Source organism: Streptomyces sp. P9-2 (assembly GCF_051903975.1).
GTDB classification, from domain to species: Bacteria; Actinomycetota; Actinomycetes; order Streptomycetales; family Streptomycetaceae; genus Streptomyces; species Streptomyces cellulosae.
The window spans coordinates 2,676,648-2,693,309 of the sequence record NZ_CP192633.1 but is presented as its reverse complement, the minus strand read 5'-3'; the positions used below and the strand labels follow the sequence as shown (position 1 = coordinate 2,693,309).

The following is a 16,662-nucleotide window of genomic DNA, read 5'->3' as shown; positions in this document are numbered from 1 at the left end:
CTTCCTCCCCTCTCAGAGCGCGTGCGGGTGTGAGCTGACGAGTGGTGAACGACCGGCCGGTGGACGCGCGTTCCAGCCGCGTTCACTCGTACCGGTGAAGTTTCGGGAGGTCACAGGCGCTTGACCCCCTTGATGCGTCCGGCGCGGGCCGAGCGGGCGCGGGCTGCCTTGACCCGCAGGCCGTTGCGCTGGCCGCCGATGCGCAGCCCGGTGCCGCCGGAGAGCCAGCCCGTGGAGATGTCGCCGGCCTTGGCGGAGTTCGTCTCGGCGAGCGGGTCGTTCTCGGCGCGCCGGGCCAGCGCCATCACGCCCGGCACCACGAAGGGCGCGAGCAGCAGGTCGTACAGGGCGGCGGTGAACAGCAGGCCGCTGAGGCCGACATGACGGGCCGCGGTGTCCCCGACGAGGGCGCCGACGCCGGCGTAGAGCAGGGTGGAGCCGACGGCGGCGGCGACCACCACGAGCATCGGTCCGGCCGCCGTCCTCACCTGCCCGCTCTCGGGTTTGACGAGTCCGGCGAGATAGCCGATGACGCACAGCACGAGGGCGTAGCGCCCGGCGGCGTGGTCGGCGGGCGGGGCGAGGTCCGCGAGGAGGCCGGCGGCGAAGCCGACGAGGGCGCCGCCGACGTGGCCGTAGACCAGGGCGAGTCCGAGGACGACGAGCAGCAGCAGGTCGGGGACGGCGCCGGGGAGGTGGAGGCGGGCGAGGACGCTCACCTGGATCACGAGGGCGACGACGATCAGCGAGCTGGAGAGCAGGATCCGGTTGACGCGCATGGGGTGACAGCTCCTACTGCTCAGGCTGGTCGGTACCGTCGGCGGGCGCCGAGGGCGTGACGGTCACGGTCACGGTCGGCGTCGGGGTCGGCTTGGGCTTCGCGGGCAGCACCGTGTCGCGCGGGTCCTTCTTCGGCGCCTGGACGACGACGCCGACCACGTCCAGCTTGCTGAAGTTGACGTACGGCGTGACGTACAGGGTGCGGGTCAGGTCGCCGCCGGAGGGATCGACGCGGGAGACGACGCCGACGGGGACGCCGGGCACGAACGGCTTGTCGGCCTGCGAGCCGAAGGTGACCAGCCGGTCGCCCTTCTTGATCTCGGCCTTGCCGTTGAGCAGTTCGACGCGCAGCGGGCGGTCGCCCTGGCCGGAGGCGAAGCCGAGTTCGTCGCCGGCCTCCATGCGGGTGCCGACGGTGAAGTCGGGGTCGCTGGCGAGCAGCACGGTGGCGGTGCCGGGCCCGACCGTGGTGACGCGGCCGACCAGGCCGTCGCCGTTGAGGACGGTCATGTCGCGCTCGATGCCGTCCTCGGCGCCGGCGTCGATGGTGATGGTCCAGGAGAAGCCCTGGGCCGCTCCTATGGCGATGACCTGGGCGCCCTTGATGCCGTACTGGCCCTTGCCGGCGACGCCGAGCAGCTTGTCGAGTTGCTTGAGGCGGCTGCGGCTGCGGTCGTCGCTGCCGAGTTCGGCCTTGAGCGCCGCGTTCTCCCGCTCGAGCTGGGCGAGCCGGTCGTGGCGCTCGCCGGACTCGCGGACGGCGGTGACGGCGTTGCCGATCGGGTCGACCGCGCTGGACACGCCGTTCTCGATCGGGCCGAAGACCGACGCCGCCGCCTGGCGGGCACCGTCGACCGGTGAATCCTCTCCGCCGCGGATGTCCACCGTGATCAGCGCGAACGCGATGGCGATCAGCAGCACCAGGAGCAGCCGGCTCTCTTTCGTGTCCCTCACGTGCGGCGGCCGTGCCTTCCTCGTCGAGAACGGGTATGCGGTGGGGTTTCTGTTCAGGTTTCAGATCGCGTGAGGGGTCTTCGGGGCGTCAGGGCCCGGTGTGCCCCTCGACACCAGCGCTCCGCCGTACGGGAGGGAACGTCCCGTACGGCGGAGTCGCGGCGGTGTGTCATCGGCGGGGCGCGGCGTCCAGGACCTGCTGCAGCGCCTCGAACTCCTCGACGCACTTGCCGGAGCCGAGCGCCACGCTGTCCAGCGGGTCCTCGGCGATGTGGATCGGCATGCCGGTCTCCCGGCGCAGCCGCTCGTCGAGGCCGCGCAGCAGGGCGCCGCCGCCGGTCAGCACGATGCCGCGGTCCATGATGTCGCCGGACAGCTCGGGCGGGCACTTGTCGAGGGTCGTCTTGACCGCGTCCACGATGGCGTTGACCGGTTCCTCGATCGCCTTGCGCACTTCGGCGGCGGAGATCACCACGGTCTTCGGCAGCCCGGAGACGAGGTCCCGGCCGCGGATTTCGGTGTGCTCGTCGGAGTCGAGGTCGTACGCCGAACCGATCGTGATCTTGATCTGTTCCGCCGTCCGCTCACCCAGCAGGAGCGAGTACTCCTTCTTGATGTGCTGGATGATGGCGTTGTCCAGCTCGTCGCCCGCGACGCGGATGGACTGCGCGGTGACGATGCCGCCGAGGGAGATGACCGCGACCTCCGTGGTGCCGCCGCCGATGTCCACCACCATGTTGCCGGTGGCCTCGTGGACCGGCAGTCCGGAGCCGATGGCGGCCGCCATGGGCTCCTCGATGATGTGCACCTGGCGGGCGCCGGCCTGGGACGACGCCTCGATGACGGCGCGGCGCTCGACGCCCGTGATGCCGGAGGGCACGCAGACGACGACCCGCGGGCGAGCCAGATACCGCCGCTTGTGGATCTTCAGGATGAAGTAGCGGAGCATCCGCTCGGTGATCTCGAAGTCGGCGATGACGCCGTCCTTCAGGGGGCGCACGGCCACGATGTTGCCCGGCGTGCGTCCGATCATCTTCTTCGCTTCGGCGCCGACCGCGAGGATGCCACCGGTGTTGGTGTTGATCGCGACGACGGACGGCTCGTTGAGTACGATTCCGCGACCCCTGACGTACACCAGCGTGTTGGCGGTCCCGAGGTCGACAGCCATGTCACGGCCGATGAACGACATTGAGTTCCCCATCAGGATTCGTCTGGCCTTCCCACGAGCTTTTGAGGGCTTTTCAGGTCGGCGAGGTGGGTGCGGTGACGCGATGGCGTCCATGGTAGACGTGCCTTCGCGCACACTGTGCGAGGGTCTTCGCCATTGTCATCAGATGGCGCGTCGCCCTGCCTTCGGAGACGGGCCAACGGGGGCATCCGTTCCCCCGAACGCCGTGCATATGCCAAAAAAGGCCCGAGGGCAAAGCTCTCAGACCATGCGTGGTACGACAAATAGCCGGGGTGCGTCCGCGACGTGATCGTTATGCGCGGATTTCGTCGCGACGACACGCCCGCGCGCGGCGACGCCGCCGCGTGTCCGCGCGGCCGCGCCGGGTCACCGTGAAAGAGGAAGGCGCGCCGGTCAGGCCACGACCGGCGCGCGCCGGGAAGCGCTCAGGCGCGGCCCGGGAAGAAGATCTTGATCTCGCGCGCGGAGGACTCCTCCGAGTCGGACGCGTGGATCAGGTTCTCCCGCACGATCACACCGTAGTCGCCGCGGATCGAGCCCGGGGCGGCCGCGATCGGGTCCGTCGGGCCGGCCAGCCGGCGCAGGCCCTCGATGACCCGCTCGCCCTCGACGATCATCGCGACGACCGGGCCGGACGCCATGAACTCCACCAGCGGCTCGTAGAAGGGCTTGCCCTTGTGCTCGCCGTAGTGCTGCTCCAGCGTGTCCTGGTCCAGGGTGCGCAGCTCCAGCGCGGTGATCCTCCAGCCGGCCTTGCGCTCGATGCGGCTGATGATCTCGCCGGTCAGGCCACGACGGACGGCGTCGGGCTTGAGGAGGACGAGGGTGCGCTGGCTCACTGCGGGCTCCTTGTGGGTCAAATGGTGCGGGGCACCGAGATTACCGGGCGTGTCGGAGGGCTCGTCACGCAGTGTCGGGCTGTTCCGCCTGTGCGGCGAAACGGGCCTTCGCCTCGTCCACCTTTCGCCCGAAGTGCACCGACGCCCACCACAGCAACGCGAACACCGCGCCCATGAAGAACATCATCGGGACGAACACGCCGGAGGCGATGAGCGCGATCTGCAGCGCCCACCCGAGGGCGACCCCGCCCGGCCGGCCGACCATCCCGCACAGCGCCACGGACAGGAACATCGCGACGCCGCAGACCGTCCACACCGTGCCGGTCGACAGGTCGGGCTGCTTCATCGCGACGAGCCCGGCGAACCCGATGACGAAGAACTCGCCGACCAGCGTCGAAGAACAGAGCGTACGCACGGGATGTCAGCCCTTCCCCAGGAGCAGCCGGGCCTCGCCGACCGTGATGACGGAACCGGTGACGAGCACACCGCCGCCGGCGAACTCGCCCTCCTCCTCGGCCAGCGTGATCGCGGCCTCCAGGGCGTCCGGCAGCCGCGGCTCGACCTGCACGCGCTCCTCTCCGAACACCTCCACGGCGATCGCGGCGAGCGCGTCCGCGTCCATCGCGCGGTGGCTGGAGTTCCGGGTGACGACGACCTCGGCGAAGACCGGCTCGAACGCCTCCAGCAGTTCGCGCACGTTCTTGTCGCCGCTCGCGCCGACCACGCCGATGAGACGGCTGAACTGGAAGGCCTCGCCGATCGCGGCGGCCGCGGCCCGCGCGCCCGCCGGGTTGTGCGCGGCGTCCAGCACCACGGTCGGCGAACGGCGCACGACCTCCATACGGCCCGGCGAGGCGACGGAGGCGAACGCCCGCCGCACGGTGTCGATGTCGAGCGGCTGCACCCGCTGGGCGCCGACGCCGAAGAACGCCTCGACGGCGGCGAGGGCGACGGCCGCGTTGTGCGCCTGGTGGGCGCCGTGCAGCGGCAGGAACACCTCGGTGTACTCGCCGCCCAGCCCGCGCAGCGTCATCAGCTGGCCGCCGACGGCGACCTGCCGGTCAAGGACGCCGAACTCCAGGCCCTCGCGGGCCACGGTGGCGTCCAGCTCGACGGCCTTCTTCAGCAGCACCTGAGCCGCGTCCACCGGCTGCTGCGCCATGACGACGGTGGCCTGCGGCTTGATGATGCCGGACTTCTCACCGGCGATCTCCCCGGGCGAGCCGCCGAGCCGGTCGGTGTGGTCCAGGTCGATCGGGGTCACCACGGCGACGCCGGCGTCGATGACGTTCGTCGCGTCCCAGGCGCCGCCCATGCCGACCTCGACGACGGCCACGTCCACGGGCGCGTCGGCGAAGGCGGCGTACGCCATGCCGGTCAGCACCTCGAAGAAGGACAGCCGGTACTCCTGCGAGGCGTCGACCATCTCCACGTACGGCTTGACGTCCTGGTACGTCTCGATGAACCGCTCGGCGGAGACGGGCGCGCCGTCGAGGCTGATCCGCTCGGTGACGGACTGGACGTGCGGGGAGGTGTAGCGGCCGGTGCGCAGGTCGAAGGCGCCGAGCAGCGCCTCGATCATGCGGGCGGTGGAGGTCTTGCCGTTGGTGCCGGTGATGTGGATCGACGGGTACGAGCGCTGCGGCTCGCCCAGGACGTCCATCAGGGCGGAGATCCGGTCCACCGAGGGCTCGAGCTTGGTCTCGCCCCAGCGGGTGGCGAGCTCCGCCTCCACCTCGCGCAGGGCCTTGTCGACCTCGGGGTCGGCGGGGCGCGCCGGGACGTCCGCCTGCGGCGGGCCGCCCTGGGTGCGCAGCGTACGGCTGCCGGCCTCGATCACCGCGAGGTCGGGGTCGCGGCGGGTCTCCTCCTCCACGAGCTCCGCGAACTCGTCGAAGGTGTCGTCCGGGTCGGGACCTGCTGAATCTGGGCGCTCGCTCACGGTCCCCAGTCTACGGAGCGGCGCGAGTGGTCCCCCGCACACCCCGGCGCGGGGTCAGCCGAGCCACTTCCGCCAGGCGGGACGCCCCCACAGCACGCTCACGGCGAAGGACGCCCCCGCCGCCGCCACCGCGGTCACGGCCAGCGCGGCGGGCGCCCAGGGTCCGTCGGGCAGCCGCGCGGCGACCGGCCCCACCAGCAGCCGCACCCACAGCAGATGGACCAGGTACGTCCCGAACGACGCGTCCGACAACCGCGCCACCAGCGGCCGCACCCGCTCCGGCACCCGCACCCCGGCCGCCGTGCCGAGCACCGCGAACGTCACGGCGGCGACGGCCACGCCCCCGTACGCGGCGGGGTGGCGCACCGTGAGCTGGTACACGGCGAGGGCGGCGAACGCGACGGCCGCGCCCGCGGCCCACAGCGCCCTCGGTCCGAGGCGCGGGGCGGCGAGGAGGGCGGCGCCGGCCACCGCGTAGACGACGGTGGACAGCGGCACCGACCATCCCCAGCCGGGCGGGGCCCAGCCGGTGATCTCGCGCACGTCCCCGGCGAGCGCGGGCGCGACGGCGAAGGCGACGAGCAGGGTCAGGGCCCGCAGGGGCAGGGCGCGCCGACGCACCACCAGCACCAGGACGCCGAGCAGCAGGAGCAGGGGGACGTAGGCGTACAGGTACCAGAGGTGGAAGGCCGCCTCGACGGAGCCGAACAGGGCGCTCGCCGCCTCCGCGCCGATGCCGGAGCGGCCGGTGAGGTACGCGCAGAGCAGGTACAGGGCGGTCCACACGGCCATCGGGCGCAGGATCCGGCCGAGCCGGGACAGCAGCCGGGTCTCGTCGCCCACGGGAGCGCCGGACAGCGCGGCCCAGCCGGCCATGGCGAAGAACACCGGCACCGCGAACCGCCCGGCCGTGTCGCCCAGGACGCCGGAGGTGCGGTGGCCGGCGTCGATGAACTCGGCGGAGGCGTGCACCAGCACGACGGCGGCGGTGCACAGCACGCGCAGCAGGTCGATGTCGTACCGCCGCTCCCTGCCCGGGGTGCGGTCCGGGGCTTCCGGCGCGGCGGCGGGGGACACGGGAGAGGACATCGGCGGGGCGCTCCTGGCGGCGGGATTCTGCGGCGGGCGATTCCGCAGGTTCCCTCTCCCGGGTTACGCGGTCCCCACCACCACGTGAACGGCCCCCGGCCGGAACGTACCGGTCGGGGGCCGTGCGGGCCGTGGGCTTGAGGTCAGGCCTGGGGCAGCCGCTCGAGCTGGGTGCGGATGCGGACGATGTCCTCCTCCGCCTTGGCGAGCCGCGTGCGGATCTTGTCGACCACGTGGTCCGGGGCCTTCGCCAGGAACGCCTCGTTGCCGAGCTTCGCCGTGGCCTGGGCCTGCTCCTTCTCGGCTGCGGCGAGGTCCTTGGCGAGCCGCTTGCGCTCGGCGGCGACGTCGATCACGCCGGACAGGTCCAGCGCGACCTCGACACCGGCGACGGGCAGGGTCGCGGTCGCCGTGAAGGAGCCGCCCTCCGGCTGGAGGCGCAGCAGCTGGCGGATGGCCGCCTCGTGCGCGGCGAGGGCGGTGCCCTCCAGCGTGAGCCGGGCCGGGACCCGCTGGCCCGGCTGGAGACCCTGGTCGGCGCGGAACCGGCGGACCTCGGTGATCACCGACTGGAGCGTCCCGATCTCCCGCTCGGCGGCCTCGTCGCGGAAGCCGCTGTCGGCCGGCCAGTCGGCGACGACGACGGACTCGCCGCCGGTCAGCGTCGTCCAGAGCGTCTCGGTGACGAACGGGACGACCGGGTGCAGCAGCCGCAGCGTGACGTCGAGGACCTCGCCGAGGACGCGCTTGCTGACCTCGGCCGGCTCGCCGCCCGCCTGGAACGTCGTCTTGGACAGCTCGACGTACCAGTCGAAGACCTCGTCCCAGGCGAAGTGGAACAGCGTGTCCGAGAGCTTCGCGAACTGGTAGTCCTCGTAGTACGCGTCGACCTCGGCGACCACCGAGTTCAGCCGGGACAGGATCCAGCGGTCGGTCGGCGACATCGTCGAGGCGTCCGGCAGCGGGCCCTCGACCGTGGCGCCGTTCATCAGCGCGAAGCGCGTGGCGTTCCAGATCTTGTTGGCGAAGTTCCGGGAGCCCTGGACCCAGTCCTCGCCGATCGGGACGTCGACGCCCGGGTTGGCGCCGCGCGCCAGGGTGAAGCGGAGAGCGTCGGAGCCGTACTTGTCCATCCAGTCCAGCGGGTTGACCACGTTCCCGAAGGACTTGGACATCTTCTTGCCGTTCTGGTCACGGACCATGCCGTGCAGGGCGATGGTGTGGAACGGCGGGGTGCCGTCCATGGCGTAGAGGCCGAACATCATCATCCGGGCGACCCAGAAGAAGAGGATGTCGTAGCCGGTGACCAGGACGGAGTTCGGGTAGAACTTCGCGAGCGACTCGGTCTGCTCGGGCCAGCCGAGGGTGGAGAAGGGCCACAGGCCGGAGGAGAACCAGGTGTCGAGGACGTCGGAGTCCTGGCGCCAGCCCTCGCCGCTCGGCGGCTCCTCGTCGGGGCCGACGCAGACGACCTCGCCGTTCGGCCCGTACCAGACGGGGATGCGGTGGCCCCACCACAACTGCCGCGAGATGCACCAGTCGTGGAGGTTGTCGACCCAGTCGAAGTACCGCTTCTCCATCTCCTGCGGGTGGATCTTGACCTTGCCGTCGCGGACCGCGTCGCCGGCGGCCTTGGCGAGCGGGCCGACCTTGACCCACCACTGCATGGACAGGCGCGGCTCGATGGTGGTCTTGCAGCGCGAGCAGTGGCCGACGGAGTGGACGTAGGGGCGCTTCTCGGCGACGATCCGGCCCTCGGCGCGCAGCGCGGCGACGATGGCGGAGCGGGCCTCGAGGCGGTCCAGTCCCTGGAAGGGGCCGTGCGCGGTGATGACGGCGTGCTCGTCCATCACGGCGATGGCCGGCAGGTCGTGGCGCTGGCCGATCTCGAAGTCGTTCGGGTCGTGGGCGGGCGTCACCTTGACGGCGCCGGTGCCGAACTCGGGGTCGACGTGCTCGTCCGCGACGACCGGGATGGAGCGGTCGGTCAGCGGCAGCGTGATGAGCTTGCCGACGAGGTGCTTGTAGCGCTCGTCGTCGGGGTGGACCGCGACGGCGGTGTCGCCGAGCATCGTCTCCGCGCGGGTCGTGGCGACGACGATGGTGTCGTCCCCCTCGCCGTACTTCATGGAGACGAGTTCGCCGTCGTCGTCCTGGTACTCGACCTCGATGTCGGAGATCGCGGTCAGGCAGCGCGGGCACCAGTTGATGATGCGCTCGGCGCGGTAGATCAGCTCGTCGTCGTAGAGCCGCTTGAAGATCGTCTGGACGGCCTTGGACAGGCCCTCGTCCATGGTGAAGCGCTCACGCGACCAGGCGACGCCGTCGCCGAGGCGGCGCATCTGGCCGCTGATCTGGCCGCCGGACTCGGCCTTCCACTTCCAGACGCGCTCGACGAACGCCTCGCGGCCCAGGTCGTGGCGGGACTTGCCCTCCTTGGCGAGCTCCCGCTCGACCACGTTCTGCGTGGCGATGCCGGCGTGGTCCATGCCGGGCTGCCAGAGCGTCTCGTAGCCCTGCATGCGCTTGCGACGGGTGAGGGCGTCGATCAGCGTGTGCTCGAAGGCGTGGCCCAGGTGGAGGCTGCCGGTGACGTTCGGCGGGGGGATGACGATCGTGTACGGAGGCTTGTCGCTCTTCTCGTCCGCCTCGAAGTAACCCCGCTCCACCCAGCGCTCGTACAGCGGCCCCTCTACGTCGGCCGGCGCGTACTGGGTCGGCAGTTCGGTCGTGGGCGCTGGTGGCTGCTGCTGAGCGTTGTCGGTCACGCGCCCAGTTTAGAGCCGTCACGGCGGTGTCCCGAAACGCGTTTCGTTTGTAACGGTGCGACCCCCGGCGGCCTGGAGTCGTTGACTCTGAGCCAGGATGTGAACAGAAGTTGAGCGTCTCGAGGGGAACCGAGTCATGAGTCACCACCAGCCGGGGCCGTACGGCGGGCAGCCGCAGCAGCCCGGACCTTACGGACAGCAGGGACCGTACGGCGGCCAGCCGCAGACCCCGCAGCCCGGCTACGGCCACCCCCAGCAGGCGCCCCCGCCCGCGCAGCCCGGCTACGGCTATCCGCAGCAGCAGCACCCCGGAGTGCCGCCGCAGCAGCCCGCGTACGGCCAGCCGCAGTACGGTCAGCAGCCTCCGTACGGACAGCCCCCGTACGGCGTGCCTCCCCAGCCCCCCGTCTCCGGCGGCGGCGGCAAGGTGGCCGCGATCGTCGTGGGCGCCGTCGCGGTCGTCACGGCCATCGGCGTCGGCGCGTACCTCCTCATCGGCGGCGACGGCGGCAGCACCGCGGCGGGCCTGACGGACGACGGCCCGCACAAGCTGACCGTGCCGAAGACCGTGCTGGGCGAGTACCAGCGGTTCGGTGAAGGCTCCGAGGAGAGCGGCTCGAAGACCGCGAAGGACATGGAGAACAGCGGGGTCAAGAACGGCACCGCCATCCTCGGCCAGTGGTCCACCGCCGACTTCGGGAACTACGACCCGGCCGACCCCGGCACCGCGGGCGACTTCCCGGACCAGTCGGAACTGCTGACCGCCAAGGGCATCACCATGGTGGGCGGTTACGGCGAGATCGCCGACCCGCAGAAGACGCTGGACAAGTTCTTCACCAACATCCAGGAACAGGTGGAGAAGAGCGCCGAGCAGAACACCGGGGGCATGGAGAACGCGGAGCTCGTCGGCGAGCCCGAGGAGGTCGAGATCGCCGGTACGGTGGCCAAGTGCCAGTCGACGAAGAGCACCAACGCGCTCACCAAGAAGGAGTCGACGGACTGGTTCTGCGCCTGGGCCGACCACAGCACGGTCGGCATGGCCTCGCCCGGCGACAACGCCGGCACGGGGGTCGACAAGAAGACGGCGGTCGACCTCACCACCCAGCTCCGCGAGCAGATCCGCGTCAAGGTCTGACGGCACCGCAGCAGCGAACACAAGGGGGAACCCAGTCATGAGCTTCAACCAGCCGGGCCCGTACGGCGGGCAGCCGCAGCAGCCCGGGCCGTACGGCCAGCAGCCGGGACCGTACGGCCAGCCGCCGCAGACCCCGCCCCAGCCGCAGCCCGGCTACGGCTACCCCCAGCAGGCGCCCCCGCCCGGCCAGCCCGGCTACGGCTACCCGCAGCAGCCCGGGCACCCCGGTGTCCCGCCGCAGCAGCCGCCCTACGGCCAGCAGCCGCAGTACGGCATGCCGCCCCAGCCCCCGGCCTCCGGCGGTGGCGGCGGCAAGAAGGCGGGGATCGTCATCGGCTCCGTCGCGGTCGTCGCGGCCATCGGTGTGGGCGCGTACTTCCTGTTCGGCGGCACGGGAGGCAGCGGCGGCCTGGAGGACGACGGCCCGCACAAGCTGACCGCGCCGGCGTCGGTCCTCGCGGACAAGTACGACCGCCAGGGCCCCGCGCAGGAGGAGTCGGCCAGCTCCAGCGACGAGAAGGACCTGGCGAAGGCGGGGGTGACCGACGCCACTTCGGTCGGCGCCGTCTACTCCACCACCGACCTGACGGAGCTGAACCCCGAGGACCCGGAGGACCTGGCGAAGCTGCAGACCGCGGAGAACATCACCTACTTCGGCGTCTACGGCAAGGTCGAGGACCCGGAGAAGGCCCTCGACGTGATGTTCACGCAGATGCACAAGAACACCGACGACGAGAAGGTCACGCTGGTCGGCGAGCCCAAGTCGGTGTCGCCGGACGGGCTGGACGGCGCGGTGATGAAGTGCCAGGAGGCCAAGACCCAGCACCCGGTGACCAAGAAGGACCAGACGACCTTCATGTGCGTGTGGGCGGACTACAGCACGCTCGCCGTGGTCGAGCCGACCGCCACCGGCAAGCAGTACTCGCTCGACGAGTCCGCGGGGATGGCCGCCGACGTCCGCAAGGACGTGCGGGTCGCCAATTGACACCCTCTCCCCGCTGAAGGGGGGAGATTCCCGCCTACCGGGCCGTTGAACGTGAAGCAGTACATCGAGCAGCAGAACCGGCCGCTCCGGGCTGCGCCGAGGTGAACAGTGCAGATCGGTGCACCCAGTTGAGGTCGGAGCAACTCTCAGATTCGTTTCACCACCGGCCTGAAGCCCGGTGCACCGCGAATAGTCCCGGTAGCACCTGAACAAGGAAAGGGCGTCCGGCGCGGTGCGCCGGACGCCCTTTCCGTCTGCCAGGGGCTTACGCCGTCTTCTGCTCGCCCGAGCCGCGGCCGCGCGAGTCGCGCGGGATGAGCGTCGGGTTGACGTTGGAGAGGACCACGTCCGCGGTGATGACCACGCGGGCCACGTCCTTGCGGGACAGCACCTCGTACATCACGCCCTGGAGGACCTCCTCCATGATGGCGCGCAGGCCGCGGGCGCCGGTCTGGCGCAGGATCGCCTGGTCGGCGATGGCCTCCAGCGCCTCACGCTCGAAGTCCAGCTCCACACCGTCGAGTTCGAACAGGCGCTGGTACTGCTTCACCAGCGCGTTGCGCGGCTCGACGAGGATCTGCAGCAGCGCCTCGCGGTCGAGGTTGTGCACGCTGGTGATGACGGGGAGACGGCCGATGAACTCGGGGATCATGCCGAACTTGACCAGGTCCTCCGGCATGACCTCCTCGAACTGGTCCTTGGACTCCATCTCCCGCTTGGAGCGGATCGTCGCGCCGAAGCCGATGCCCTTGGCACCCGCCCGGCCCTCGATGATCTTCTCCAGACCGGCGAAGGCGCCGCCCACGATGAACAGCACGTTCGTCGTGTCGATCTGGATGAACTCCTGGTGCGGGTGCTTGCGCCCGCCCTGCGGCGGGACGGAGGCGGTGGTGCCCTCGAGGATCTTCAGCAGCGCCTGCTGCACGCCCTCACCGCTCACGTCCCGGGTGATCGACGGGTTTTCGCTCTTTCGGGCGACCTTGTCGATCTCGTCGATGTAGATGATCCCGGTCTCGGCCTTCTTGACGTCGTAGTCGGCCGCCTGGATCAGCTTGAGCAGGATGTTCTCGACGTCCTCGCCGACGTAGCCGGCCTCGGTGAGCGCCGTGGCGTCGGCGATCGCGAAGGGGACGTTCAGCATGCGGGCGAGGGTCTGCGCCAGCAGGGTCTTGCCGGAGCCCGTGGGGCCCAGCAGCAGGATGTTGGACTTCGCCAGCTCGATGGCGTCGTCACGGCCCTGGGCGCCGCCGTTCTCCCCGGCCTGGACGCGCTTGTAGTGGTTGTAGACCGCCACGGAGAGCGCCTTCTTGGCCGCCTCCTGGCCCACCACGTACCCCTCGAGGAACTCGTAGATCTCGCGGGGCTTGGGGAGCTCCTCCCAGCGGACCTCGCTGGTCTCGGCGAGCTCCTCCTCGATGATCTCGTTGCAGAGGTCGATGCACTCGTCGCAGATGTACACACCGGGCCCTGCGATGAGCTTCTTGACCTGCTTCTGGCTCTTGCCGCAGAACGAGCACTTGAGCAGATCGCCGCCGTCACCGATGCGTGCCACGGTGTGCTTCCCCTTCGCCTGGGAGACGACCGGACGTCCATGTCCGGCGGCTCCTGGTGCTGCCTTATGTCCGACGGTACCTTGCCTGGCCCCCCGTTCGGGCCCCCCTTGGCACGGTTCACTTTGACGTGGACCGTGCCAAACCGTGCCAAGGGGCGGCAGACGTTACACCCCAGCCGTGCCTCAGCGCAGGCTGGAGTTGTCCATCTTCCGGGTGGTGATGATCTGGTCGATCAGGCCGTACTCCAGCGCGTCCTCGGCCGTGAGGATCTTGTCGCGCTCGATGTCCTCGCGGATCTTCTCGATCGGACGGGTCGAGTGCTTGGCCAGCATCTCCTCCAGCTGCGTGCGCATGCGGAGGATCTCGTTGGCGGCGATCTCCAGGTCGGAGACCTGGCCGCGGCCGGTCTCGCTGTACGGCTGGTGGATCAGCACCCGGGCGTTGGGCAGCGCCATGCGCTTGCCGGGCGTGCCGGCGGCGAGCAGGACGGCGGCGGCGGAGGCGGCCTGGCCCATGCACACCGTCTGGATGTCCGGCTTCACGTACTGCATCGTGTCGTAGATCGCGGTGAGCGCGGTGAAGGAGCCGCCGGGGCTGTTGATGTAGACCGAGATGTCACGGTCGGGGTCCATCGACTCCAGGCACAGCAGCTGCGCCATGACGTCGTTGGCGGAGGCGTCGTCGATCTGCACGCCGAGGAAGATCACACGCTCCTCGAAGAGCTTCGCGTACGGGTCGTACTCGCGGATGCCCTGGGAGGTGCGCTCGACGAAGCGCGGAATGACGTAACGGGACTCGGCCTGCGGACCGGTGTAGCGGCCCTGCGAGCCGGTCATGTCCTGCACGGCCTGCATACGGTCGTAGATCCCGCTGCCGGGGAATGCGTTCACGGTGTCTCCTGAAAGGGGCTGAGGCGGTCGGCTGGGGCTGCTGGGGCCCCGGGCTCTCACGGGCCCGGGCGGGGTCCTACGGGGCTCGTGGAGCCTCGCAAGGCCGCTCAGGCCCCGGTGCCGCCGCCGCCCGGCATGCCGGCGGCCGTGGCGATCACGTCGTCGATGAGGCCGTACTCCTTGGCCTCGAAGGCGTCGAACCAGCGGTCGCGGTCCGAGTCACGGGTGATCTGCTCGATCGTCTGGCCCGTGTGCTGGGCGGTGAGCTCGGCCATGCGCCGCTTGGTGTGCAGCAGCCGCTCGGCGTGGATCTTGATGTCCGAGGCGGAGCCGGCGAGACCTGCGGAGGGCTGGTGGATCAGGATCTCGGCGTTCGGCAGCGCGAAGCGCTTGCCGGGCGTGCCCGCGCTGAGCAGGAACTGTCCCATGGACGCCGCGAGACCCATGGCGATCGTCACCACGTCGTTCTTGATGTACTGCATGGTGTCGTAGATCGCCATGCCGGCCGTGATCGAACCGCCGGGGCTGTTGATGTAGAGGTAGATGTCCTTGTCGGGGTCCGAGGCAAGGAGCAGCAGCTGTGCGGTGATCTTGTTCGCGATGTCGTCGTCGACCGGCTGGCCGAGGAAGATGATCCGCTCGCCGAGCAGCCGGTTGTAGACCTGGTCGCCGAGGCCACCACCGATGGAAGGCTCGCCGGCGGCTGAAGGCATCAGATTCGTCACGTATCCACCTGCTCGTCTTACGACGGCGCCGGGCCGTCTCACGTGTTCCCTGCGGGGCGGGAGCCGTATCGGAGACTCCACTGCCCTGGTATTCATGGACCCTAACGCGCGGGTCCCTTCGGGGAATCCCGGAGATGGGAGTGTTCGCCGGGGGCGTAGTCGGGTGCGGGCGCCGGGCGTGGCCGGGTGCGGGCGCGTCGTGGTCGCCCGCGCAGTTCCCCGCGCCCCTGAGGGCGTTCCGTCCCCCGGTGGCGAGAAGGCCCCGGGGTTGTCGCCCCGGGGCCTTCTCGATGTTCACCTTGCCGGGGCTCAGCCCTCGGTCTTCTCCTCGGCCTTCTCGTCGGCCTTCTCGTCGGCGGAGGCCTCGGAGGTCTCGGCCTCGGCGACCTCGTCCTCCTCGTCCTCCAGGTCGACGATCTCGCCGTTGGTGTCCTTGACCGTGGCCTTCTCGACCACGACGGCCAGCGCCTTGCCGCGGGCGACCTCGCCGACGAGCAGCGGGACCTGGCCCTGCTCGACGACCGCCTGGGCGAACTGGTCGGGGGACATGCCGGAGGAGGCCGCACGCCGCATGAGGTGCTCGGTGAGCTCCTCCTGGTTGACGTTGAGCTTCTCCTGCTTCACGAGCTCGTCGAGCACGAACTGGGTCTTGATGCCCTTGATCGCGGCCTCGCGGGTCTCGTTCTCGAACTCCTCCTCGGTCTTGCCCTGGATCTCCAGGTACTTCGCGAGGTCCAGGCCCATCTGGCCCAGCTGGTGGTGCTCGAGGTTGTGCTTGCGGGTGTTGATCTCGTCCTCGAGGAGCTTCTCGGGGACGGGCACCTCGACCAGCTCGAGCAGCTTGTCCAGGACGCGCTCCTGGGCCTGCGTGGCCTGGTCGTACTGCTTCATGTTCTCGAGGCGCTTGCGGCTGTCCGCCTTCAGCTCCTCGAGGGTGTCGAACTCGGAGGCGAGCTGGGCGAACTCGTCGTCCAGCTCGGGCAGCTCACGCTTGGCGACCTGGGTGACCTTGACGGTGACCTCGGCCTCCTTGCCGGCCGCCGAGCCGCCCTTCAGCTCGGAGGTGAAGGTGGCCTCGCCACCGGCCTCCAGGCCCTTCACGGCGTCGTCGATACCGTCCAGCAGCTCACCGGAGCCGATCGTGTAGGAGACGCCGCTGGCGACGCCGTCCTCGAGGACCTCTCCGTCGACCTTGGCCTCCAGGTCGATGGTCACCACGTCGCCGTCCTCGGCGGCCCGCTCGACCGGGGTCGTGGAGGCGAAGCGCTCACGGAGCTGCTCCACCGACTTCTCCACGTCCTCGTCGGTGACCTCGACGGCGTCGACCTCGACCTCGATGCCGGAGTAGTCCGGGATCTCGATGGCCGGGCGGATGTCGACCTCGGCGGTGAAGTTCAGCGTCTCGCCGTCCTTCAGCTCCGTGATGTCGACCTCGGGCTGGCCGAGGGGGCTCAGCTCCGCCTCGTTCACGGCGTCGGTGTAGAACTTCGGGAGGGCGTCGTTGACGGCCTCCTCCAGCACCGCACCACGGCCGAAGCGCTGGTCGATGACCCGGGCCGGGACCTTGCCCTTGCGGAAGCCCTTCACCGTGACCTGCTGGTTGATCTTCTTGTACGCCGCGTCGAGGCTGTCCTTGAGCTCCTCGAAGGGCACCTCGACAGTGAGCCGAACCCGGGTCGGGTTCAGGGTCTCCACGGCGCTCTTCACGGTTCGGTCTCCTTGTGGCTGACTTCTCGGGTTCTGCCGGGACCAGAGCGGTCCGGCCGATTCGCCGCCCGGAGGACTTTCAGAGACACACGGGCGTGCAGCTTGC

Annotated in this window: 14 protein-coding genes; 2 read left to right on the top strand and 12 right to left on the bottom strand. The window is 70.2% G+C overall.

The annotated features are described in order from the left end of the window. Positions 1-110 precede the first annotated feature (110 nt). The 8 genes from mreD to ACQY0Z_RS12445 all read right to left on the bottom strand — a co-directional run bounded on the left by mreD (position 111) and on the right by ACQY0Z_RS12445 (position 9,561). Positions 111-779 carry a rod shape-determining protein MreD gene (gene mreD, locus ACQY0Z_RS12480; RefSeq protein ID WP_189906869.1) on the bottom strand — a complete coding sequence of 223 codons (669 nt, stop codon included), beginning with the start codon at positions 777-779 and terminating at the stop codon, positions 111-113. A gap of 13 nt (positions 780-792) precedes the next feature. Beyond that, entirely contained in the window at positions 793-1,734 is a 942-nt protein-coding gene (gene mreC / locus ACQY0Z_RS12475) for a rod shape-determining protein MreC (RefSeq protein WP_254585546.1), read from the bottom strand. 169 nt (positions 1,735-1,903) lie between these two features. Continuing rightward, positions 1,904-2,923, bottom strand: coding sequence for a rod shape-determining protein (locus tag ACQY0Z_RS12470; RefSeq protein WP_019527666.1), 1,020 nt, complete (start codon positions 2,921-2,923; stop codon positions 1,904-1,906). Positions 2,924-3,348: 425 nt separating this feature from the next. Then, positions 3,349-3,762: a nucleoside-diphosphate kinase gene (gene ndk / locus ACQY0Z_RS12465; RefSeq protein ID WP_086698973.1), complete on the bottom strand. Its 414-nt coding sequence runs from the start codon at positions 3,760-3,762 to the stop codon at positions 3,349-3,351. A gap of 64 nt (positions 3,763-3,826) precedes the next feature. Further along, a complete protein-coding gene (locus ACQY0Z_RS12460; protein ID WP_439812264.1) occupies positions 3,827-4,177 on the bottom strand; it encodes a DUF4233 domain-containing protein in 351 nt (116 codons plus the stop codon). A 6-nt stretch (positions 4,178-4,183) separates the two neighbouring features. Beyond that, on the bottom strand, positions 4,184-5,704 hold the full coding sequence (gene folC, locus ACQY0Z_RS12455; RefSeq protein WP_189906875.1) for a bifunctional tetrahydrofolate synthase/dihydrofolate synthase: 1,521 nt from the start codon (positions 5,702-5,704) through the stop codon (positions 4,184-4,186). A 54-nt stretch (positions 5,705-5,758) separates the two neighbouring features. After that, entirely contained in the window at positions 5,759-6,793 is a 1,035-nt protein-coding gene (locus ACQY0Z_RS12450) for an acyltransferase (protein WP_347226288.1), read from the bottom strand. A gap of 143 nt (positions 6,794-6,936) precedes the next feature. Beyond that, entirely contained in the window at positions 6,937-9,561 is a 2,625-nt protein-coding gene (locus ACQY0Z_RS12445; RefSeq protein WP_381727856.1) for a valine--tRNA ligase, read from the bottom strand. Positions 9,562-9,697: 136 nt separating this feature from the next. Between ACQY0Z_RS12445 and ACQY0Z_RS12440 the strand changes: the two genes are divergently transcribed. Both ACQY0Z_RS12440 and ACQY0Z_RS12435 read left to right on the top strand, forming a co-directional pair. After that, positions 9,698-10,696: a hypothetical protein gene (locus ACQY0Z_RS12440; protein ID WP_381727854.1), complete on the top strand. Its 999-nt coding sequence runs from the start codon at positions 9,698-9,700 to the stop codon at positions 10,694-10,696. A gap of 37 nt (positions 10,697-10,733) precedes the next feature. Then, positions 10,734-11,681 carry a hypothetical protein gene (locus ACQY0Z_RS12435; protein ID WP_189905414.1) on the top strand — a complete coding sequence of 316 codons (948 nt, stop codon included), beginning with the start codon at positions 10,734-10,736 and terminating at the stop codon, positions 11,679-11,681. A 265-nt stretch (positions 11,682-11,946) separates the two neighbouring features. Here the strand turns inward: ACQY0Z_RS12435 and clpX are convergent, their stop codons facing one another. The 4 genes from clpX to tig all read right to left on the bottom strand — a co-directional run bounded on the left by clpX (position 11,947) and on the right by tig (position 16,556). Then, entirely contained in the window at positions 11,947-13,233 is a 1,287-nt protein-coding gene (gene clpX / locus ACQY0Z_RS12430) for an ATP-dependent Clp protease ATP-binding subunit ClpX (protein ID WP_439812263.1), read from the bottom strand. Positions 13,234-13,416: 183 nt separating this feature from the next. Then, a complete protein-coding gene (locus tag ACQY0Z_RS12425; RefSeq protein ID WP_006133588.1) occupies positions 13,417-14,124 on the bottom strand; it encodes an ATP-dependent Clp protease proteolytic subunit in 708 nt (235 codons plus the stop codon). 107 nt (positions 14,125-14,231) lie between these two features. Further along, on the bottom strand, positions 14,232-14,837 hold the full coding sequence (locus ACQY0Z_RS12420) for an ATP-dependent Clp protease proteolytic subunit (RefSeq protein WP_189905509.1): 606 nt from the start codon (positions 14,835-14,837) through the stop codon (positions 14,232-14,234). Positions 14,838-15,158: 321 nt separating this feature from the next. Further along, positions 15,159-16,556, bottom strand: coding sequence for a trigger factor (gene tig, locus ACQY0Z_RS12415; protein ID WP_189905416.1), 1,398 nt, complete (start codon positions 16,554-16,556; stop codon positions 15,159-15,161). Between the last annotated feature and the right edge of the window lie 106 nt (positions 16,557-16,662).